The organism is Paenibacillus gorillae (assembly GCF_000513275.1).
Classification (GTDB): Bacteria; Bacillota; Bacilli; order Paenibacillales; family Paenibacillaceae; genus Pristimantibacillus; species Pristimantibacillus gorillae.
Window position 1 is genome coordinate 18,771 of the sequence record NZ_CBVJ010000093.1, and the last position, 21,551, is coordinate 40,321.

The 21,551-nt window shown below is 48.9% G+C and carries 18 protein-coding genes and 1 pseudogene; 4 read left to right on the plus strand and 15 right to left on the minus strand.

Going from position 1 to position 21,551, the window contains the following annotated elements:
- Positions 1-167: 167 nt before the first annotated feature.
- From TY10_RS15850 to TY10_RS15875, 6 genes are all read right to left on the minus strand, one after another.
- On the minus strand, positions 168-515 hold the full coding sequence (locus TY10_RS15850) for a thioredoxin family protein (protein WP_042165430.1): 348 nt from the start codon (positions 513-515) through the stop codon (positions 168-170).
- 20 nt (positions 516-535) lie between these two features.
- On the minus strand, positions 536-2,122 hold the full coding sequence (locus tag TY10_RS15855) for a copper amine oxidase N-terminal domain-containing protein (RefSeq protein WP_155985896.1): 1,587 nt from the start codon (positions 2,120-2,122) through the stop codon (positions 536-538).
- A gap of 121 nt (positions 2,123-2,243) precedes the next feature.
- Positions 2,244-3,899, minus strand: a complete 1,656-nt coding sequence (locus TY10_RS15860) for a putative polysaccharide biosynthesis protein (RefSeq protein ID WP_042165436.1) — start codon at positions 3,897-3,899, stop codon at positions 2,244-2,246.
- Positions 3,900-3,929: 30 nt separating this feature from the next.
- On the minus strand, positions 3,930-4,409 hold the full coding sequence (locus TY10_RS15865; RefSeq protein ID WP_042165439.1) for a DUF456 domain-containing protein: 480 nt from the start codon (positions 4,407-4,409) through the stop codon (positions 3,930-3,932).
- 15 nt (positions 4,410-4,424) lie between these two features.
- Positions 4,425-5,171: a Cof-type HAD-IIB family hydrolase gene (locus TY10_RS15870; protein WP_042165443.1), complete on the minus strand. Its 747-nt coding sequence runs from the start codon at positions 5,169-5,171 to the stop codon at positions 4,425-4,427.
- Between the two features lie 97 nt (positions 5,172-5,268).
- The gene (locus TY10_RS15875) at positions 5,269-6,717 is read right to left on the minus strand and encodes an ABC transporter substrate-binding protein (RefSeq protein WP_042165446.1); all 1,449 of its coding nucleotides are present in this window, start codon (positions 6,715-6,717) and stop codon (positions 5,269-5,271) included.
- 238 nt (positions 6,718-6,955) lie between these two features.
- Between TY10_RS15875 and TY10_RS15880 the strand changes: the two genes are divergently transcribed.
- A complete protein-coding gene (locus TY10_RS15880) occupies positions 6,956-8,467 on the plus strand; it encodes an MFS transporter (protein ID WP_042165448.1) in 1,512 nt (503 codons plus the stop codon).
- Between the two features lie 61 nt (positions 8,468-8,528).
- Positions 8,529-9,128 carry an acyl-CoA-like ligand-binding transcription factor gene (locus TY10_RS15885; protein ID WP_042165451.1) on the plus strand — a complete coding sequence of 200 codons (600 nt, stop codon included), beginning with the start codon at positions 8,529-8,531 and terminating at the stop codon, positions 9,126-9,128.
- A gap of 83 nt (positions 9,129-9,211) precedes the next feature.
- On the opposite strand, the pseudogene TY10_RS15890 reads toward TY10_RS15885, so the two are convergent.
- The 8 genes and pseudogenes from TY10_RS15890 to TY10_RS15930 form a co-directional block, all read right to left on the minus strand.
- Positions 9,212-10,091, minus strand: a pseudogene (locus tag TY10_RS15890) (metal ABC transporter permease).
- Positions 10,088-11,047, minus strand: coding sequence for a metal ABC transporter permease (locus TY10_RS15895; RefSeq protein WP_042165454.1), 960 nt, complete (start codon positions 11,045-11,047; stop codon positions 10,088-10,090). Before TY10_RS15895 ends, TY10_RS15890 begins: the two are co-directional and overlap by 4 nt.
- Positions 11,048-11,053: 6 nt before the next feature.
- On the minus strand, positions 11,054-11,842 hold the full coding sequence (locus tag TY10_RS15900; protein ID WP_081735310.1) for a metal ABC transporter ATP-binding protein: 789 nt from the start codon (positions 11,840-11,842) through the stop codon (positions 11,054-11,056).
- A 17-nt stretch (positions 11,843-11,859) separates the two neighbouring features.
- Positions 11,860-12,837 carry a metal ABC transporter solute-binding protein, Zn/Mn family gene (locus TY10_RS15905; RefSeq protein WP_063510444.1) on the minus strand — a complete coding sequence of 326 codons (978 nt, stop codon included), beginning with the start codon at positions 12,835-12,837 and terminating at the stop codon, positions 11,860-11,862.
- A 520-nt stretch (positions 12,838-13,357) separates the two neighbouring features.
- Entirely contained in the window at positions 13,358-14,050 is a 693-nt protein-coding gene (locus TY10_RS15915; RefSeq protein WP_042165464.1) for a hypothetical protein, read from the minus strand.
- A gap of 748 nt (positions 14,051-14,798) precedes the next feature.
- Positions 14,799-16,856, minus strand: a complete 2,058-nt coding sequence (locus TY10_RS15920) for a peptidoglycan D,D-transpeptidase FtsI family protein (RefSeq protein ID WP_081735311.1) — start codon at positions 16,854-16,856, stop codon at positions 14,799-14,801.
- A 33-nt stretch (positions 16,857-16,889) separates the two neighbouring features.
- A complete protein-coding gene (locus TY10_RS15925; protein ID WP_052350569.1) occupies positions 16,890-18,050 on the minus strand; it encodes a transglutaminase domain-containing protein in 1,161 nt (386 codons plus the stop codon).
- Positions 18,051-18,095: 45 nt separating this feature from the next.
- The gene (locus TY10_RS15930) at positions 18,096-18,551 is read right to left on the minus strand and encodes a hypothetical protein (protein WP_052350570.1); all 456 of its coding nucleotides are present in this window, start codon (positions 18,549-18,551) and stop codon (positions 18,096-18,098) included.
- A gap of 161 nt (positions 18,552-18,712) precedes the next feature.
- Between TY10_RS15930 and TY10_RS15935 the strand changes: the two genes are divergently transcribed.
- Together TY10_RS15935 and TY10_RS15940 are read left to right on the plus strand one after the other, a co-directional pair.
- Positions 18,713-19,876: an MFS transporter gene (locus tag TY10_RS15935; RefSeq protein WP_042165472.1), complete on the plus strand. Its 1,164-nt coding sequence runs from the start codon at positions 18,713-18,715 to the stop codon at positions 19,874-19,876.
- A 375-nt stretch (positions 19,877-20,251) separates the two neighbouring features.
- Entirely contained in the window at positions 20,252-20,620 is a 369-nt protein-coding gene (locus TY10_RS15940; RefSeq protein ID WP_042165474.1) for a toprim domain-containing protein, read from the plus strand.
- On the opposite strand, the gene TY10_RS15945 is transcribed toward TY10_RS15940, so the two are convergent.
- Positions 20,611-21,549, minus strand: coding sequence for an AEC family transporter (locus TY10_RS15945; RefSeq protein ID WP_042165477.1), 939 nt, complete (start codon positions 21,547-21,549; stop codon positions 20,611-20,613). The genes TY10_RS15940 and TY10_RS15945 overlap by 10 nt on opposite strands.
- Between the last annotated feature and the right edge of the window lie 2 nt (positions 21,550-21,551).

Here is a 21,551-nt window from a genome sequence, read left to right on the forward strand (position 1 = left end):
TTTACACCTCACATTATATCGGTAACAATCGGCAAAAGCCATGTTGAAAATGTGACGATTCGCAAGGAGAAGCGAAGATAAGCCTTATTTTTTGCTCTTCGGCTTAGCCTTATGCTCATCACCAGGCGATAAAAAAATCCGTGCATCGCTGCACGGATTTGCTTGGGTTACGCCTTTGGCAGTGACTCCGCAACTTGTACGGCACGATCCAGAAATTGTTCAATTTCTTCTCGTGTTTTACGCAGCTTGCTTACGAAGCGGATAAGCTCCTGCCCGCCGCGGAATGCGACAAAGCTTGGAATGCCCAGGATGTTCAGCTCCGAGCAGATATCCGGCAGCTCGTCGCGGTCTATCTCGAAGAACGAGATCTTGCCGCTGTACTTCTCCTCCAGATCGGGCATAAACGGCTCGATGTAATGACAATCCGGACACCAGGTCGTCTTGAATACCGCTACCGTAACCGCATCGCTTTGAATCGCTTCGCGGAACGCGTTTTCCGTATTTAGTTTATTCATCGCCTGCAACCTCCTTGATGTTAGCCAACTTCGCGCTCAAGTACAAATACTTGCCCGTCCCCATAGGATTCCCAGTGGATTTTAGCTTTGACCGCTGTAGCGAAGCTGCGGGCTGGTACATAAAGCGTACCGTTGACTACCGTAGCCGGGAATGGCATTTTTACAGTTTTCCCGTTTACGTTCACAATATCGCTGCCTTCCTTAAACGCAAGCGTTGTGTTCGTCGCTTTATCGACTACTTTCACTTGCTTCGTCTTGGAATCGTAGCTTACTGCTCCGCCCAATTGCTCAGCGACGTCGCGAAGGGGAATAATCGTTACATATTGCGGGGTAACGATTGCCGGTCGATAGTCATAGTCGGAATAGATCACTACAGATTGATGACCTAACTGCAGCTTGTTTTTGAGCAGATCATAAACGACCGATTTATTGTCGAACAGTTGAAGCGTTTCATACGCGTGCATATTAAACAATTGCTCGCTCGTAATCGCCCCTGCCGGAATAACGACTTCATCCGATTTTACCGTACCATTCACATTCCATTGCTCGCTAACTGTGCGAAGCACGATGCCTTGGATCGGGTACAGAAAATCGTCTGAAGGCTTGAAGGTTGCTTCTACAATTTGCTTACGGATATCCAGCTTGCTGTCAACGAAAAGTTCCGCCTTTACCGAGCTGTCTTTATTGAAGATTGTATCAAGCGTTTCTTTATCTTCCTTCTCGAATGCTTTCAGTTCCTCTTGCAGGCTAAGGAGCAGATCTGTAATTTCTTTGACGGCTTCCTTAATCGTTTCTTGCTTCGTTGCCGCGTCAAGGTTCACATCCTCGAACGGATTAACTTCGCCAAGCGCAGCCCAGACGTCTTGATTCTCCGACATGATCGTAACGATAGTTGTCACGAAAGTCTCGAGACCTTGTTTATCAGCAGCAAGTGCGTCTACATACGATTTGATCCAAGCCCAGATCGCTTGACCGTCAAGCTCAGCTTTCACATGTACGAGAGAAGTGGATACGCCATTAATCGGCTCATTCACAGTCTCAACAGACAGCTTCTGCGGATTCGGCAAGTTGTTGATCAAGAAATCGCCTGCACTGTCGATCAGTTTGTGTCCCAGTTCAGTCAGCGAAGCTTGCGCCTCAGCCGAAGGAGCTCCTGCAGCATCAATCGGCAAGCCTGTCAGCTCTGCAAGACCCGCCTCTGTAAGATCGATGGCAATTGGCGCTTTCGCTCCTTCGATCTCAAGCAGCATCGCTTTAGGCGAAATTTTAGCAGAGAAGGCTACGCTAGCTTTCTCACCCAGAATAAGCTTCCCTTTATACGAAGCATTGGATGCATCCTGTACTTTAATATCGTCCAGCTGTACTTTCAGTTTCGAGAATAATTGAATAAGTGCTAATTCCTCTTCTGGCAAGCCTTCATAGGCCTCTTCGTTAACGAGCAAATTCAGCTCTAAAGTCTGCTTGCCCTCCATCGAAGTCACTTTCAGTGTATTCTTCAAAACGGTGTTCAAATTAAGGCCGTTTACCGCCTGACAGCCTGCGGCAATAACAAGAACGAGAGCAAGCATCAGAGCTAGCCCTGTTCTCCATGTAAGAAATCTTTTCAAAATAATTTTCCCCTCTCTCGCACAAAGATAATAATAAAAAAAGAACGAGCATTAATTATTGTACAATGAGATGAATATCTTGTAAATGTATGGAAAACGTCGAATACTCACTTTTTTAGTCTTACGCCTGCGCAGATTTGGTAAAAGGCTTCAGCAGCTTCATGAACAGCTTGCGCAGCGGCCCCGGGAATGACTTGGCATCTTCCATCGTCACAACGCGCAATACAATCAGAAGCGCCAGATAAAGCACGACAATCACGATGCCCGCAGCTGCGGCTGACACCAGATATTCCAGCTTGTCCGGCAAACTGTGCACCAGCTTGCGTACGCCAGCTTCTGTTCCCCAGCCACCGGCAATAGCGATTAGGATGGTTGCCAGATACGGCAGCCAGCGACGGCCAAGCACTGTAATTTTCACATCCTCGCGGATGGAATCCATATTAAGCCATGTAATGACGATAAAGCAGACGGTTGAGGCCAGAATAAGTCCATAGACGCCGAGAAGCGGTGCCAGTGCTACACTAAGCACAAGCTTCAGCCCGATACCGGCAAATGTATGCTTCATCGGCTGACGCGGCTTGCCGAGCCCGAACAGAATCGAGTTGCTGGTCATCATCGTAATCTGGAATACAGTGCCGGCTGTAAGCGCGGCTACAATGCCGCTGCCGGAAGGCCCGCTGAACAGGAAGCCCGTAACGGAATAGGCAGCTGCCGTCAATGTTAAGGCAATCGGTACTCCAGTAAACAAAACAATACGCATCACAAGCGAGGTTTGCCGCTGTACTTCCCCCATATTACGAAGTGAATAGGCCGACGAAATAACCGGTATGATCGACGTGCTGAGCGCGATTGCCAGAATCGGCGGAATGCCTGCAATCGACTGCGCTTTAAAGCTGAATTCCGTCAGCGCGCTCAATGCCTCTCTATAATCCTTGTAATACCAGCCCTCCGTTAATCGGATAAGAAGCGAAGTATCGAACATGTAGATGAGTTGAACCGTCATGGCAGTAATGACGACCGGAATGGACATTTTAAAAATTTCCCGGTAGATCGAACGGTAAGGCAGCTTGCTTGCAGCCGCTTTTGCTTCCGCCCGTTCTGCTTCCGATCTCTGAGCGACAGGATCTTTCGCATCCATCCGCTTTAGCTTGCGTGCGAACCAGAGCATAACGAGAAACGCCCCTACGCCGCCAAGCACGTTGCCAAACGTAGCGGAGGCTGCCGCCCAGCGGTCTCCCCAACCCCATGCCAAAACGAGAATGGCCAAACCAACCCCGACGATAACCCTTAAAATTTGCTCTACGATTTGCGAGAGACCACCGGCCGACATCAGTTGTCTGCCTTGGAAGTAGCCCCGCATCATCGCGATGACAGGAAAAATAAGCAGTGTTGGCGCGACAGCACGAATCGCAAGCTCGGCGCCTGGCGTCTTGGCAATATGCACAGCATAGAATGGAGCCGCTGCATAAAGCAATCCTGTCAGTATAACGCCGGTTACCACGCCGAATAAAAGCGCGGCCTGATAAATGCGGTGCGCCTCTTCCGGGCGCTGGAGCGCGTAACGTTCTGATACGAGCTTGCTGATCGCGCTCGGAATGCCTCCCGTAGCGACAACAAGCAGTGTTAAATAGAGCGTATTGGCAACGGCAAAATGCGCCATTCCCTCCTCCAGCAGGATATGCTCCAGAGGAATCCGCTGGAAAATGCCAAGAAACCGCGCTACAAGCGCGGCTGCGGCTAATATAAGCGTGCCTTTAATAAGCGAATCTTTTTTCATAACAGTCCGTCTCTTCTTTCTGTGCCCGATCTATAAAATCCAAAAAATAAACAATACGATCATCGCGGCTTGTAAAATGACTTTCACAACGACGCTAGTTAACAGGCCGACCAACGAGCCGAATCCGACCTTAAGCGATTGAACGAAACCCGTGCCGACAAAAAGTTCCCCGATGACGGCTCCTGCGAAAGGGCCGATAATGAGGCCGAATGCAGGAATGACGAACGGCCCGATAATGAGGCCGATCGTACTTCCGACAACGGATGCCCTTGAGCCGCCGAATCGTTTGACCCCCCATGCGCTAACCGCATAATCGGCTATAAACAAGACAACGACTATAAGCGTCTGAATCGTCCAGAACACCCAATTGAAGGGTGAAAAGGAAAAGAAGAAGCCATAAACGAAAAAAGCGCCGTAAATCGCGAGTGCACCCGGCAATATCGGATAGATAGCGCCAGCCATCCCGACAACGAATAAAATAACGACCAGCGACCAGCCTAAAATATCCACTGTCTATCAGCTCTCCTACAGGACGTATCGTTTAAGAACTTCCGCAATGCCATGCTCATTATTCGACAAGGTTACCGCATCAGCCGCTTCTTTGACAGCATCCTGCGCATTGCCCATAGCGACGCCAAGCCCGGCTTCCCTTATGGCGGCGATGTCGTTCAGGCTGTCGCCAACGGCAACAACCTGCGACATGTCAATGCCCATCACCTTGCAAAGCTCGCGAATCGCGCTTGCCTTGGTTATGCCTTGCGCATTCATCTCCCAGTTGCATGGTGATGAGTTTGTAATTTCCAGAGCTCCCCATTCGGCTACCTCGTCATAAATGCGCTGACGGACAGGCGCATCTTCCGTATAATAGCCAAATTTCAGCCAATGGTAATCTTCGATCTCTGTCCCCGCTTCGATCCATTTCTCCAAATTATATACTTCGTCGGTTGTATAAGCCCAAAACCATGTTCCCGTATGCTTCATCGCCAGCTCATGAAGGCGTCTGACATAGCCCGGACCAAGCAAGGTACGCTTATGTAGAACATGAGGACGGCTCCATACCTCGCTCCCGTTGACAGTAATCATCGGCGTCTCCAGCTTTAACTGCTCCGCAAACGGAAGCGCGCTGCGGAAGCCTCTGCCCGTCGAGAAGCTGACCGTAATGCCGGCATCCAGCGCACGCTGAATCCATTCGGCATTCTCCTTGCTGATCTCGCTTTGTTCATTCAGCAGCGTTCCATCCATATCGAGCGCTACCAGCTTGTAATCTCCCATTTTGCTCCTCCTGTCGTGCATAGCTGTACTACAGCCATTTTAGCACAAACCGGGGAGTTTCCAAACGCTTTGGACGAAACGATATCGTAAAACAATTCTACTTCGCTATGGGCTCAGAGCTTATTGAACCGTCGGTGATCCCTTCCTGTGTTTCCGCATTGCTAGGCGACTGTTCGCTATCGCCTTTGTCAAGCAGCCCTTGACCGACTGTCTGCAGCTTGACAAGCGTCTCATCCAGCGACGCTTTGCTTTCCTTCACCTTCTGCAGCTCCGCTTGCGCTGTTCCATTGAATTCACCATAGAAATTTTTCGGCAGTTTATCAAAGTCTTTGAACATATTGTTTATGCTTGGCTTCAGCGCATAAAACGCTGCTAAATTACGGTTTTCTTCATTATTCACATACTTGGTCCGAATCGGAAAACCGCCAAAGCTATTCGATTTTGAGGTTACTCTTGCGAAATCGTCGCCTGTCACATATTTAATGAACGTCCATGCCGATTCCTTATTTGCTGCCAAATTATTAATTGCAAAAATATTGTAAAAGTTAGTCATCGTACTATAATCCGGATTAGCCGGATCTACTGGAACAGATACCAAGTCCCAGTTTTTAATCAGTTTTTCCTGATCCTTTTCCTTCAAATAATCTTTCGCTTGTTTAAGCTGATCCATTACATAGGATCCGTCAAGCGTCATAGCCGCCCTTCCCGATATGAAAGGATTGCTAAGCAAATACTCCTCATAGGAGCCGCCGTTCATACGGTTGTCGCTCTCGAAATAGAGCGCCTTTGAATTAACCGCGTCAAGCGCCATTTCAAATACGCCTTTCCATGCCGGTGTATTGATCGTCATTTCTTTTTTACCCGCATTGAAGAATGCCAGGTTTTGCGCTCCTGCAATAGTAGATGCGATATCGAACAAGTTGTCGCTGTATCCCATTTTCAAACCGTATACCCGTTCCTTGTCGCTTCCGTCTGTCGGGAACCGTTTGGCTAACTGAATGAGCTCACTGAAGCTCATTTTATCTTTCGGATACTCGATTCCGTATTTATCAAACAAATCCTTGTTATAGTACAAGGCTTGGCTGGAATAGCTAGTAGACATGCCATATAGCTTGCCTCCGCCTATTTCCTTCAAGTAATCAACCATGCCGGGCACTAGCCCTTCTGTATCATACTTGTCCTTCTCAATAAAACCGTCGAGCTCATACAATTTGCCGTCCGTCGCCATTTTCTCATATTGGCTGGAGTCAATCATGAGAATGTCCGGCTGTTCCTTCTCTATAAACTCATTCATCAGCTTCATATAGTCTTGTTCTTGTCCCTCTTCAGGACGGACTTTCGATGTGCTTATGACTTCGATATTAATATTCGGGAATAAAGCCGTGAACAGCATGCCGTACTGTTGATAGAAGGAAGACTCCTCGTAATACATCACTCTTAACGTTTGCTGTTCGTTGGCTTTGCCTTTATCGCCGCCAAAGCTGCAGCCTGACAGCACCGTAAGCACCGCCATTACTAATACAAATTGCTTCATCCACTTTTTCATTTCTTTACAACACTCCCCAAAATTCTTTTATAAATACAATAAGTCCCAAAGTTAAGACGGAACAAGAGTTGCAGATGTTTCACTTTCGACAAAACAAGACAAATAAATACATATTCTTTAACTCTTATTTTCTCAATCGAATTTTTGGCAGTGACTTTTATTTGACATTAACTTTCATAATATTATATCGTATACATTGAAATTGAAAACTTTATAGACATGAGAGGCGGTTTTGATTATGCAGAATAAAAGAAGCTACAGATGGTGGGTACTCATCGCACTGGCAATTGGACTGCTGGCGGTTGGGCTCGATTTAACGATTTTGAATCTTGCCCTTCCCACACTAGCTGCAGATTTACATTCGACAAGCAGTGAATTGCAATGGTATGCCGACGCCTATACGCTCGTGTTTGCTGCTGCCTTGCTTCCGGCTGGCCTTTTCGGTGATCGCTGGGGACGGAAAAAGCTGCTTCTGGCTGGACTGTTATTATTCGGCGCAGCTTCCCTGATTTGCGCTTATGCGCCCTCATCGGAGATGCTCATTGCGGGGAGAGCGTTGCTTGGCTTCGGCGCTGCGCTTATCGTGCCAATGTCTATGGCCATCATTCCCGTGTTGTTTGAGGAAGAGGAGCGCTCCAAAGCCATTGGAGTGTGGGTACTGTCCAATGCGATAGGCATCCCGCTTGGACCCATCGCAGGCGGCTGGCTGCTCAATCATTTTGCTTGGGGATCGATTTTTCTAATTAACATCCCTCTTATTGCAATCGCACTCATTGCCGTCTCGATTATGCTGGAGGAATCAAGAAATAAGAGCGAATCCCCAATCGATTACGCCGGTATTCTACTCTCCAGCCTGGGCTTGATTAGTCTGACTTACGGCGTCATTAAAGCCGGAGAGAACGGGTGGGGGGATCTCCTTGCTCTCACGACGATCTTTACAGGGGTTGTTCTGCTCGCCGGATTCATCTATTGGGAGCGCCGCATTGCGTATCCTTTAGTTTCTTCCGCTTTATTCCGCTCTCGCGGCTTTACTTGGGGAACGATAATGGCTACTCTCATTTCCTTCGCCATGTTTGGACTGCTGTTTGTCCTGCCCCAATACTTTCAAATTGTGGAGGGCACAGATGCGTTAGGAGCAGGTTTAAGGTTGCTGCCTCTCATCGGCGGCTTGCTGATCGGCTCGCAAATAACCGAAAAGCTGCTTCGGCACTTAGGCGCTTCGTCCATATTCGCGATTGGATTTGCACTTTTAGCAGCAGGCTTGGCTATTGGCGCTTTTTCAGCTGTGGGGGACAGTTATTCGTGGACCGTCATTTGGGTTGTCGCAGCAGGACTAGGAATTGGCTTCGTTCTGCCTACTGCCATGGACATTTCAATGGCTGCCCTGACAGCGGAGCAAAGCGGTGTAGGCTCGGCCTTAATTATGGCTTTGCGCAATGTAGGGGGAACGCTTGGAGTCGCTCTGCTAGGAACTGTTCTTGGCACGGCTTATCGTGGTAAACTAGAGTTGTCCGGTGTGCCGGACGGGATGATGGATACCGTTTCGCGCAGCGCATCAGCAGGCGCCGCTGCCGCTGTACAGCAGCATTCAACAGAGCTGCTGCATACCGTTCAAGCAGCATTTGTATATGGAATGAACCATTTATTGTGGATTTGCACGATTGTAGCGATGATTGGTATTGTGCTGGCTATCGTCTTTATGAGGCTGAAACAGCAACATACGCGTTCCGATAAAGGGATTGAAATATAACTCTGTACACAAAAGCGTTGTGAAGCAGGGTGAAGAAAAAGGTTGGGAGTGAGTGAACAGCATGTCCTCAGACAAAAAACAGGCAACAGGCTTACGGGAGCGGAAAAAAGCAAAAACGATTGCTGCGGTGCAGGCGCATGCCTTACGGCTATTCCACGAGCATGGCTACCATGAAACAACGGTGGATCAAATTGCAGCAGCAGCAGAAATCTCGCCTAGCACTTTTTTTCGCTACTTCCCCACCAAAGAGGATGTCTTGATCATCGATAACTACGACCCCCTGCTCATACAGGCTTTCCGTGCACAACCCTCCGAGCTTAGTTTGCTGGAGGCTACACGCAATGCAATGACAGAAGGTATCGATAAAATGTCAGTAGAAGAAATGGAAACCGTGAGGCAGCGGATTCAGCTCATTATGTCTGTCCCTGAGCTTCGCGCGGCAACATTGAACAACCAAATGATGACACTGCAATTAATCGTCGAGCTTGCCGCTGAGCGTCTAGGCCGGCAGGCAGATGACTTGGCGGTGCAGACGTTTGCCGGAGCGATAATCGGAGTGAGTATTTCAGTAATGCTGTACTATTCCGAACACCCGGAAGCAGACTTCAGGCAATTGCAGTTTGATGCCTTGAATCGGCTGAAGGATGGTTTTCCATTGTAGCGCGGGTTTACCCTACTCTTGAAAAACGGCCTGCTCCCAATTGGAGCAGGCCGTTTATTTGATGGTTATTCGCTGCTTTAAAGCTAGTGTGTTCCAATAAGTTTGCGCATACGAAGCTTTTTTGCAACGTACCCATGGGATGGTGAGAATAAAAAGGCTAGGATGAACAGCACCCCAGCGGCGCATACGATACAGCCCGCGATCGAGGCATCAAGAACGACCGCCGCGCCGTACCCCAGGAAAGTGCTGGAAATGCCCACTAACGCACTGAGCACAATCATACGGCCTAACCGATCGGTGAGCAGATAAGCAGTGGCCGCCGGGATAATAAGCAAGCCTACAACAAGAATGGCCCCTACGCTTTCGAATGAACTGACAGTCGCCATAGACACGAGACCCATCAGCAAGTAGTGAAAGAGTGCGACCGGTATGCCGCACGCGGCGGCCAGCGCCGGATCGAAAGCGCAAATGCTTGAACTGCTTGTAGAACAGGCCTATAACCGCCACAATGACAATGAAAGTCACACCTAGCAGCCAAACCGCCTTCGGCCCCAAATTGACGCCATTTACTTCCCAGACGTTCCAATGAACATAGGCAATTTCACCGTACAGAATAGCATCCTGATCCAGATGCACTTGACGGGCAAATAGACTGACGAGCAGAACCCCTAAGGCGAACAAAGCCGTGAAAACAACGCCGATAGAAGCATCGGACTGAATGCCGCTTTGCTGGAACGTCTGAATAAGAAAGACCGCAAGCAAGCCGCAGATCATTGCTGCGAACAGCATCAGCATCGAATCTCGCGAGCCGCTGAGCAGAAAAGCGATAACGATGCCGGGCATGACGGAGTGGCTGATCGCATCGCCGATCATCGCCATTTTACGGAGAACGAGGAAAGCCCCTAGTATGCCGCAGCAGCTTGCAACCAGTGATCCCGTCAGCAAAATCCAAAATACGGTCATAACGCCGCCCCCTTCTCCGTCTCAGCCGCCGCAACTCTCGCCTTCACATTCCCACGGATTTGCGATTGCTCCAGCTTCCGCTTCACACGCAAGCGGATAAATTGCTTGGCGAGCAAGCCTTTTTGCGGACCGAATAATATCGATAAGAAAAATAATGCAGTAGCCGCCAGCACAGTCAGCGGTCCTGTCGGAAGATTCGCCGCTGTTGAGCTGATCAAGGTGCCTGCCGCTCCGCTAATGGCTCCAAACAGGCCGGATAAAATAACCATAGCGCCTAGCCGATGTGTCCAGTATCTGGCCGACACGGCCGGAGTAATTAATAATGCCGCCACGAGCACGACACCTACCGCTTGAATACCCACTACAACCGAGACAACCATAAGCAGCATCAAGAGCTGCTCCAGAAAAGCGACAGGATAGCCAATGCCACGGGCAAATCCAGGGTCGAAGGAAATTAGCTTGAACTGTTTGAAAAGTAAGAAACACACTGCAATGAGAAGAACGCTTACTATGGACATCGTGAGCACGTCGGAGCCAATCATTGCTGCCGCTTGCCCGAATAGAAATTTGTCCAACCCGGCCTGATTGCCGTAACTGCCATGCTGGATGACCGTCAGCAATACAATGCCTAATCCGAAAAATCCGGACAGTACAATTCCCATTGCCGCATCATGCTTAATACGGGAGTGACGGGTGACGAAGCCAATGCCGAAGGTAGCGATAACACCGGCTATTGCCGCTCCGATGAGAAAGATCAGCAGCGACTTCGTTCCGGTCAGCATGAACGCGATACAGATTCCGGGCAACGCCGCATGGGCAAGCGTATCACCCATGAGGCTCTGTTTTCTTAAGTATGAGAAACAACCAATTATGCCGCTGCTTAAGCCTAATAAAGTGCAGCTGATAAAAATCCATTGCATGTTGGGATCATTCAGAAGGGTCCATAAGCTCTGCATGCCGGGTCACCCTTTCGTTGCAAAGATATCGGAATGATTGCGGCTGCGATCGAGAAAAGCAAGTCTGCCGCCATAGGTTTGCTGCAGCAGCTCCTGTGTAAAAACCTCATCGGTCGGCCCGTATGCCTGCAGCTCAACATTTAATAACAGCACAGAATCGAAGTATTCTTGAACCGTTGCAAGGTCATGATGAACAACGATAACCGTCTTCCCCTGACGTTTCAGTTCCTGCAGCAGTGTAATGATCGCTTTCTCCGTCGCAGCGTCTACGCCGGCAAACGGCTCATCCATGAAGTAAAGGCTTGCGTCCTGAGCAAGCGCTCTGGCAAGGAAGACACGCTGCTGCTGACCGCCTGACAGCTGGCTAATTTGTCTGGTTGCGAAATCCGCCATGCCGACCTTTGCCAGACTTTCCATCGCGATAGCCCGCTCCTTGGCACCCGGCCGGCCAAACCAGCCGAGATGACCATAACGGCCCATAGTCACGACATCCAGCGCATTCGTCGGAAAATCCCAATCGACCGATTCACGCTGCGGCACGTAACCTACCAGCTTACGCTGCTGTTTGTAGGGCTTGCCGTAGACGAGCACCTCGCCGCTTAATCTTGGTATGAGACCAAGCGCCGCTTTCATCATCGTCGATTTGCCTGCACCATTTGGGCCGATAACGCCCACAAGCTCACCCTCCTGTACGGAAAACGATACGTTGCGCAGTACCGGCTTTTTCTGATAGGCCGCGCTTAAACCTTGTATTGTGAGCGGAGCTTTCGCTTCTACACGTTGCTTCTGTTCCATTCCGATCATCTCCCTCTTCACTTCAGAGCATTAACGATGGTATCTACGTTATGCTTCACCATGCCGATGTAAGTACCTTCTACAGTGCCTTCGTCCCCCATCGCGTCAGAGTACAGCTCCCCGCCGATAACGACCTCATGCCCGAGCTTTTTAGCGCCTTCGATAACAGACTCAATCGATTTGCGGGGAACGCTGGATTCGATGAACACTGCCTTGATTTGTTTTTCCACTAGAAAATCACGCAGCTCGCTCACATCCTTGGAGCCGTATTCTGACATCGTATTCATTCCTTGAAGCCCTGTTACTTCCACGCCATATTCGTCTCCAAAGTAGCCGAATGCATCATGTGCTGTAACAAGAATCCGGCTCGCCTCCGGCAGTTTGGCAACTTGATCCCGAGCGTATTGGTCAAGCTCCTCCAGCTTCATCAAGTACGCAGCCGCTCTTTCTTTGTAGCCTTCTGCATGAGCAGGGTCCTTCTCCGACAGCGTGTCGCGAATGACCTCCGTCGCGGACATCCACAGCTTGACGTTAAACCAGATATGCGGGTCATGCGAGCCGCTGCCGCCTTGCGGATTAGCACGAAGCTGCTCTTCTTTCAAATTGGAGGAGACGGCAACCGTTGGCTTCGTTTTCTCCAGCTTCTCGAACATTTCCGCCATTTTACCCTCTAAATGTAGTCCGTTATAAAAGATGATGTCTGCTTTATCCAGCTTCTCAATATCTCCATGCGACGCTTTGTACAAGTGGGGATCGATTCCCGATCCCATGAGTCCGGTTACGGCAACCTCATCGCCGCCAACCTCTCTCACCACATCCGCAATCATGCCGATCGTCGTCGTTACCTTTAGCTTCCCTTCATTTTCAGCAGCTGTTTGCTTCTCTTCTGTATTTCCCCCGCAAGCTGTCGTTATCATTACAAACACGGTCAAAAATAAAATCGTCATAATAAATCGCCGAAAGGCGGAGTTCATACGTACTGGCTTTTTATTCATCAAACTCTCCCTCTCCCAAATATTTTGCATGGACGAACATTAGTTTACTCAGAGACTCTTTGTTTATATTATACAAAAAAGTTTCTCTAATGCAACATTTTTCGCAAAAATAGGCTGGATTTTTTGAAAAGGCTGCATCCGATGCGGTAAAACTATGCGTCTTAACGCTTTTGAATAAGAGATCAGCAGACCTGAGATCCTTACGTGAGACTGGCTTGAGAGCAAAGCTTTCTCTTTTTTTACCAGATAATAAACCTGCATGCTTCGTTTTCAAGTAATGGCCTTGGCGGTACAGAAAATTATTGAACTGCTGTCTGCTGTTACGTAGTTTGTTTTTACAACCCATATGTTGTAGGTATAAGACGCTGATTATATAAACATAGGTCGACAACTGAAAAAGTACTAGCAAGGAGAATCAGACCTCTTCACTAGCACTTATTACTAACCGATATTCAACTGCGACGAAATTCTAGCCAATAGCGAGAACACGCAATTATCCCGTAATAAGTACGAAACCACACTACCATTGATACTTTTCCAGCTTATGGCGCACCAGCTCGTATCGAAGTACCTTGCCTTCTTTATCTGCTTTGCTCACTGTGACCTCTGGCCGAAGATATCCCTGATCGCATAGTGCCTGGAGCTGACGTACCGTTGTCCGGTGATTAAGCATCAGATGACGGCTCGCATCCAGCGGGCGCAGCCATCCGCCTTGTTTGCAAGCGAATCTAATTATTTCTTTTTGGATCAGATCATCCAGTTTAATCGGAGATTCTAAAGCCTGATAGCGGCTCATCAGCAATCTAAGCAGTGTTGCGCAGATTTCTGCCCGGCCCGCCACGTCATCGTACGAGAATGAAACCACATGGTAGCCAAGCCCCTGGAAAAAAACTTCACGGTTCAACTCCTCGGCATATTTCCTTCGATCTGTCTCCGCCACATGAGGACCAAAACCTTTAATCTCAATCGCCAGCTTGATATGGCCAGACACCCACACAAAATCCGCAAAATAAGACTTCCCTCTCCAGTCGATGATTTCGTACTCCGGATGCAGCTGATCTAATGTCCCAATTACCGGCCACCATACCTGCCGTAAAAAAAGCTGCTCCGCATGCTGGTGCCCTCGCTCCAGCCTTCCTCTTCGCTCACCGCTTCTTCCATTCAAATGATCGTTCATCCATTCTGTATGTGATTCCTCAAAATTTACTGCCATCCGCTTCCCCTCCAACATTTTTAAAATAAAAAAACGCCCCCATTCATCCATAGATGAAAAGGGACGTTCTTCGTCCTAGTTTTGCCTATTTTGCTCAACTACCTGCATTATCTCATTTCCATACTTGCTCCACAACCTATATTTACAAATAATCTGAACCAATTAGGCATCCAACACCTCGTAGCAGCTAATCAAAATGCAAATCTGCATTTTGTTTGCCGTGATTCCGGTGATTTATCGCTTCAAAATGTAAAAGTGCAGGTTGATACGCCAAAAAAGCCCCATTTGAGCCAAAATGACCGATTTCAAATGTATTTTTGCATTTTGAAGAGGATTTTGGACCATTTCAGGCCAAACAAAATGTACTTTTACATTTTGATCAGCTGACGGGTATACCACGGGTAAAAAAACAGCCCCCTGAACTCAAGTCACGAACGCGCATTCGGTGCGCAGTAACATAAAGAGTATATTGAAAGCCCGATGAGCAGCGATTTAACACTGCGGACACATGAGGACACTTATCGGACTACATTCATCCTAAAAAAGTCCGTTGGACGTACAGAGGTACCAATGGAGCCGTGATTCCACCTAAAGAACATATAACACATACGAGAACACCGACGATTCAGCATAGAATACACCGTAGGCACGTGCCGACTGGACCACAACAATTTCGCACAAAAAAGCCCGTCGGTCGCGTGGAGCGATCGACGGGCTCTGCACTATTCATCTTACACCTGCGCTTACTTTATTGCGCAGCGTTGCCGTCAGTGCCGTTAGCACCAGCATCTGAATTGTTCGCAGTGTCCTTGCCTTTGCCCGGTACACCTTTCAAGCCAATTTCATAATCATATGCATCGAAAATTTGACGGGCAATCGGGGCTGCACCCCAGCCGCCAAATCCGCCGTCCGGAATAACGACCGCAACCGCAAGCTTCGGTTTGTCGGCAGGTGCGTAAGCGATAAATACAGCGTTATCTGCTGTCCGTCCCGCAACACTCGACTGTGCTGTACCAGTCTTCCGGTTAAACGTATAAGAAACGCCGTTGAAACCCTGCACACTAACCTGCGACATGCCGGTCTCTATTTCCTTCCAGTACGCATCCGGTAAATCTACTGTATTGAGCACTTCCGGTTTAAATCCTTGCACAAGCTTACCGTCAGACGTTTTAATCTCACTGACAAACTGAGGCTTCATCCGTTTTCCGTGGTTTGCCAGCATCGCTGTATATTGTGCCAGCTGCAACGGTGTGTAGCGAGCCTGTTGACCGAAGGCTGCACGTACAAGGGCCGATTGCGAGCTCGCAGTTTCAGCTTCATGATAGTAATCGACTGTACCGGTAATCTCGCCCGGCAAACCGCTGCCTGTCAATACACCGAGACCAAACTGCTTCATGTAATTGTCCCAAATATCCACGCCAGCTTTGCCTTTGTACTTCTCATACATTTTGTTGCCGACCATGGCGGCCATAAACGGGTTAGACGATTTTGTAATCGCCTTCGCTGGATCGAGAAGACCGTAGGCATGATTGCCGGCATTTTTAATCGGCACCTTATGGCCTTCCTTACCAAATGTAAATAATCCGGTATCGTTATATACGGTTGAAGTTGTAAACAGCTTCTCATTCAACCCGATCAGAACCGAGAGCGGCTTCAGTGTCGATCCCGGCGGAACGAGCGAGGAAGGGTGCCTATTCCGCTCCTTCTCCGTTTCGTACTTCGCATATACCTCCCGGATGGTTCCGTTGCTTAGTACGGTTTTGAAGTTATCGTAATCCTCAGGACTAATACGGCCGCCCGACCAAATATTCGGATCATAATCCGGCATACTCGCCATCGCTACAACTTTGCCGGTATCAACTTCCATAGCTACAGCATAGCCGATTTTGGCAAACTCCGCCCGTTCGCTTCTAGATCCCGAGGTACTGATTTTTTTGATTTGATTCACAATAGCTTCCTCGGTCTTCATTTGAACCTGCTGGTTAATGGTCAAATAGATATCCGAACCTTTCGTCGGGTTCGTAATTTCCATCGGACCAATAATACGCTCGGCATTGTTGACTGGATACTGCTTTAAGCCATTCGTGCCGCGAAGGACATCCTGGTACATATATTCCAGGCCATCGAAGCCGACATCCTCATCCTCCGTGTACTGATAAAGCGGATCTTTTTCTTCACTCTTTTCTTTGTAAAAGGAGAGTGTTTCCCGTACACCCTTGTATTTTTTCAAATAACCGACCAACTGCACGGCTACAGAATCCTTGCTGTAGTTACGCACGCTTTCCTCTATTATATCGATGCCTTTAAATTCACTGCGATGCTCCATAAAATAAGCAATTTCCTTCAAGGTTAAGCCCGACTTAATCCTGCGAGGCGTCGAAATCGTGTTACGCCGGAAATCAAGGTCCATTTGGCGAATGACATCGTCGACAGTCATGGCCTTTTCCGGGTCGCCTTTTTCATCAAAAACCTTAACAAGTTTATTGGCAATTTCCAATGCCTCGGTATTGTTTTTCGTTTTGAAATCCGGCGAAATCGAGAAGTATAACGATTGCGTAGACGTCGAATAAGCGATCGGTGTTCCATCAGAGGCATAAATGTTGCCGCGAATCGGAGCGATTGGATTACTTCGCGTACTTTTCCTGCTGCCCTCAGCACTAAGCTTCGGACCGTCTACGAATTGAAGAATGGCTAGTTGAATAATAAGTACGCTAAAAAGAGCAAAAACAACAAAGAAAAAAAAGTTTAACCGAAAAGAAAAATGACGGCGATTCGTAATCTCCCGCTTTTGCGGATCGTCGTGCAAAGCGCTCACCTCTTGCCTTTAACCAATTTTTTGTTATGCTTCGCGAATATGTGTCTGTTCGAAGCCCGGCGAATTAAACCAATCACCGGATGATGCCCATGTCGCATCGAGCGGAATCCATTTGCCCTGCTCTCCGCCAATCCGGACCTCGTTCCAGGCATGCGGCCCGAAACCGCCCCGCCCGTCGGCACCGAGTCCCGTTACTACTCTGACCTCCAACCCTGAAGCGCGCGCCATAACGGCATATAATCTCGCGACATCAATACAGACGCCCGTTCTTGTATCGAACGTGTTTTGCGGCGTCTGCTCCTTCCAAATGCCCTTCTCTTCATAATTCCGGGCTTTATCCCAATCATACGCAATCCGCGTGCCAAGCCATTCATACAGGGCTCGTGCCTTCGCTTCATCGCCGTCGGCAGACTTCGTAACTTGAAGCGCTGCCTGTTCGATATCAGCCGGAATTGCGTAATCAATGATTTCATATTTACGTTGTAAAATGTTCTGAAATTCAGCTTGCACCGCTTTCGCGAGCACTGGCCCTTGACCTGCCAGCATATCGCCGGCTACCGGCTCCAATACAGCGGCGGCTTCATTGTAAAGCGGCGACCGCTTAATCTCATCGGTCAATACGCCGTTTGGCACAAGAGATACATAAATAAATAATGCGGCAATAAATACGAAAGCCCGGCCTGCACCGTGCAGTGCGCCAATTAATGCACCTGCCGTTCTGCTGGCCGCTCTTCCCCCAGGAATTCCCGAAGCTGCATGACGTCCGCGTTCCTTCCGTTCCGTTCCCGAGAGCAGCATGCCCACAATAGGAGTAAGCAGGAAGGATACGATCAACCTGAGAAGCAAATATCCCGTCAGGAACAATACTCCAAACCGGAGCAGCGCAAAGTCTTTCAAGCTTGTCAGCCATGTATACCAAATCCGCGATAAAGAGCTAAGCTCCTGCTTCGGCACTTCGACGCGGCCGGCCAACCAATCTGCAAGAAGCGGAGAGAGGCTTTCTGCAAGCTTGGCAGCTGCCAGCAAGCAGACAATCACCCATATTCCATCCCATACAAAATAGAAAAGACGCCTCGCAGAACCCGATGCGCCCCTCCTCATCCCTTGCGCAAGAGAAACAACAAGCAGCAGGAGGACGATAAGAGAGACCGGTTCCCAGGACCATAGCGTACGAACCCAATCCATTCTAATTACATCCTCCTTGCTTAAGCAGACGGCTCTTCCGTCAGGCTACGCTTTGCTGTTTTGTTTCGCTTGGTCAATCAAGGTTTGAACCGTATTGTCAATTTTCCAGGTGCCTAGCGGTGTGTTGCGGAAGGATACCGTTACTTCACCGCTTCCCGGTTCGCCTGTCAGTACTAAATTGTCTGTTTTTACGGTGAAGCTTCCATCTGAATTGGTCGTGAAGGTCGCTTTCTCCACTTCTCCGACCATAGCCGTAACGGCTTCCTGCTTCACACTATCGGCAACCTTCGTGCCGATTGCCTTCAAATCGTCCATGCTGTATCCGCTGTAAATGACGATGCCGACAACGATGACGGCAACGAGCGCCCATTTGACGACGGTTTTGACAATGCGGACGATAAGCAGGAGTACGACGAGCGCAACGGCAAGCAATAGCCAGTGCTCTTTCAGAAATGTGCTCCAAGTATTCCAATCATAGCTTGAGAAATTCAAAAAATCCAACCTTATCCCCCCTATTATAACGCGGGCGAACCCCCATTATCAAACATTATACCCCACCCAGAATCTACCGTAAACGCCAGCACATTGATCTAGCAGACATATCCTGTCCAGCTTTAACGTACAAGTAGATTATGAACGTTAGCGCAAGGAGGATCCGCCCCGTGAAAACCGCTGTCTGGCTCTATTTGTTTCTGTTCGTCGCCTTTTTCGATCTGCATGCGCAATATCCGATTCTTACCCCTTTTGCGATCTCGCTTGGGGCCGCCCCGTCCTTTATCGGATTGATGATGGGCATGTATTCGATTACCCATCTTCCCGGCAACATTATCGCAGGCTATGGCGTCGACCGGCTTGGCAGCCGGCTGTTTATCGTGTTCAGCCTTATGGGAGCAGGCGTTATCCTGTTGTTTCAAGCGCAAGTAACCGACCCTTGGCAGCTGCTGCTGCTTCGTTCCATCAGCGGCTTTGTACTCGCCTTTCTATCTCCGGCCTGCCTTGCGCTTCTTGCTAAGCTCACAACCAACCGGGCTGAGCAAAGTAAGCTGATGGCCGGCAACGGCTTCGTTCATACGCTGGCTACCGTCGTCTCTCCAGCCGCAGGAGCTTACATGGTCGCCAAGATCGGCTTCACGACAGCTTTCTATCTGCTCGGCTGGGTGTTGATCGCCACCTCCATATGCGCCCTTATTTTCATCCGGGACATTAAAGCGGCAGCGGAGGAATTACAGCCTGACAGCAGCAGCAAATCCAAAATTGTTACACGTATTGAAGCTGCCCCCATTCCGTGGCTCGTCTTCATCCTGCCTATCGCAACCAGCTGCGCGCAAGGCATCCTGTCCTTCGAGCTGCCGTTAATGGCCAGCACGAAGGAAGGCATGATGACGACGGGATTACTATTCTCCGTCGTTAGCATCGGGGCGCTCATTACGCTAAGCATGCTGTTCCTGAACCGGATTCCAGCCTTTCATCGAACGTTGTGGGGCTCGCTCATCCTGGCACTCATCTATTTTCTTATTGCGGCAGGCACACCGCTTCCTTTTGCCCTGATGCTGTTGTTCGTCGGCATGGCTAAAGGAATTATCATTCCGGCAATCCCTATGCTGCTCATTGAACTAAGCGGCGGAGCCCGCTATGGCCGTACGTTCTCGGTACTCGCCATCGCCTATTCTATCGGTGCCTTCATTGGCCCTATGCTAGCGGGACAGCTTCGAGACAATCTGTCCCCCTACTACATCGCCTTCCTTGCTCTAATGATCGCCGTAATGGTATTGCCGTTCCACAGCAGACGCCATTACACGTCCCGCACCCATTTTTCTCAAAACTAGGTAAACGCACACGGCTAATGTCACTCCCCTACATACAATGAGGTATGTCAAACGGCAGCTAATGCCTAATGACCCTGATTATGCGAAAGAGGGGTGACGTGTTTAATGTCTCAAGCTGGCGTTTCAAACCATCATCAAGATCGTAGTGGCGATCGCGGCGGCCACCATCATCATGGGTCGAACATCGGATTTATTCTCGTATTGTTCATCCTGCTGGTCATCATCATCTGCACATTCTGCTAATTCGACACGCGTTGACTAAAAGAAGCGTCCCAGGCTGCTCCATTCATTGGAGCGGCAGGGACGCTTTTTTTTCGAGTGAAAATGGTAAACTATAAAAGCAATGAATTTCCCGAGCAAAGGAGTGCACGCGTCATGGAAATTGCGATTATTGTGGAAGGGAAAAACGATAAAAGCCGGGTACGCAGAGTGCTGCATGAAGACGTCCCGATCTATTGCACATTTGGAACGCCAGGACCCGACCAATTAGAACGTCTTCGCAAACAGGTTGGCAATAAACAGGTATACCTGTTCACCGATAATGACAGCTCCGGCAAACGAATCCGAGGCATGCTTCGCGATCTGTTTCCCGATGCCGAACATATCTATACCCGCCGCGGCTATCCGGGCGTCGAGCATACGCCGGAAGATTATTTGATCGAGCAATTAGAAAAGGCAGGCCTGGAGGAACATATTATGTACCCCGAGCCTGCCCCTGGATGGACCAAAGAAGATCAGATATGAAGAATATAGATGACAAAGGCTACCGTCACAATACTTAGCACAGTCGATAGAAAGACAGCTTGAGAAGCAAATTCTGCCTCATTGTCGAACTCGACTGCAAGCAGCACGCTGCTTAAGGAAGTCGGAACTGCTGAGGACACGATTAATGCAGCAGCCATCATTTTATCAATCTCGATAAAGGCATTTAATCCCCAAATAATGAGGGCTGCCAAAGCCGGACCAATGATCAGCCTTAGGAAATTGGAAAGAATGACGTTGGAGAATAACCTTCGGTCCCATCTCCACTTCATACTGCCGAGCTGTACACCCAGCGTGAGGAGCGCCGTTCCAATAAAGGCATTGGCCAAATAAACGATCGGCGTTTCTACAGGCTGCGGAAGCTTGATGCCAAAGCCATTGAATAGGAAGGCAAGCGGAATGACATAGATGATCGGCTGGGACAAAATCGTCCGCATCGTGGAACGCAGGTCAAGCTTATGAGCGTTGACACTGTATATCCCGTATGTATTCGGAAGCAAGGATTGTGTGACCATGACGATAATCTGGACGGACAATGTATACGGATTGGCTGCAAAAGCCAATTGATTGAGCGGTATGCCATAGTTGGCGCTGTTATAGAACAGAACGCTGTTGCGCATCGCCCCTCTCATCCCGTCTTTCAAGCCTCGAAGCCTAACAGCCAGCTCAACAACGGCTCCTTGCAGCACGAGAAAAATAACGGCGAACAGCAGCACCTTGCCGATCAGTTGAGCAGAGATTTTGGTCGTATAAAGCAAATTAAATATTACAGCCGGTGAAAATACATAGAAATTAAGCTTTGACAATGTCTTGATATCCAAAGAAAAAAGCCGCTGCATCGTGAAGCCTATAGCTATCATCAATGTGAGCGGCAATACATTTGTCCATAAAATATGAAGCAATATGTCCATTA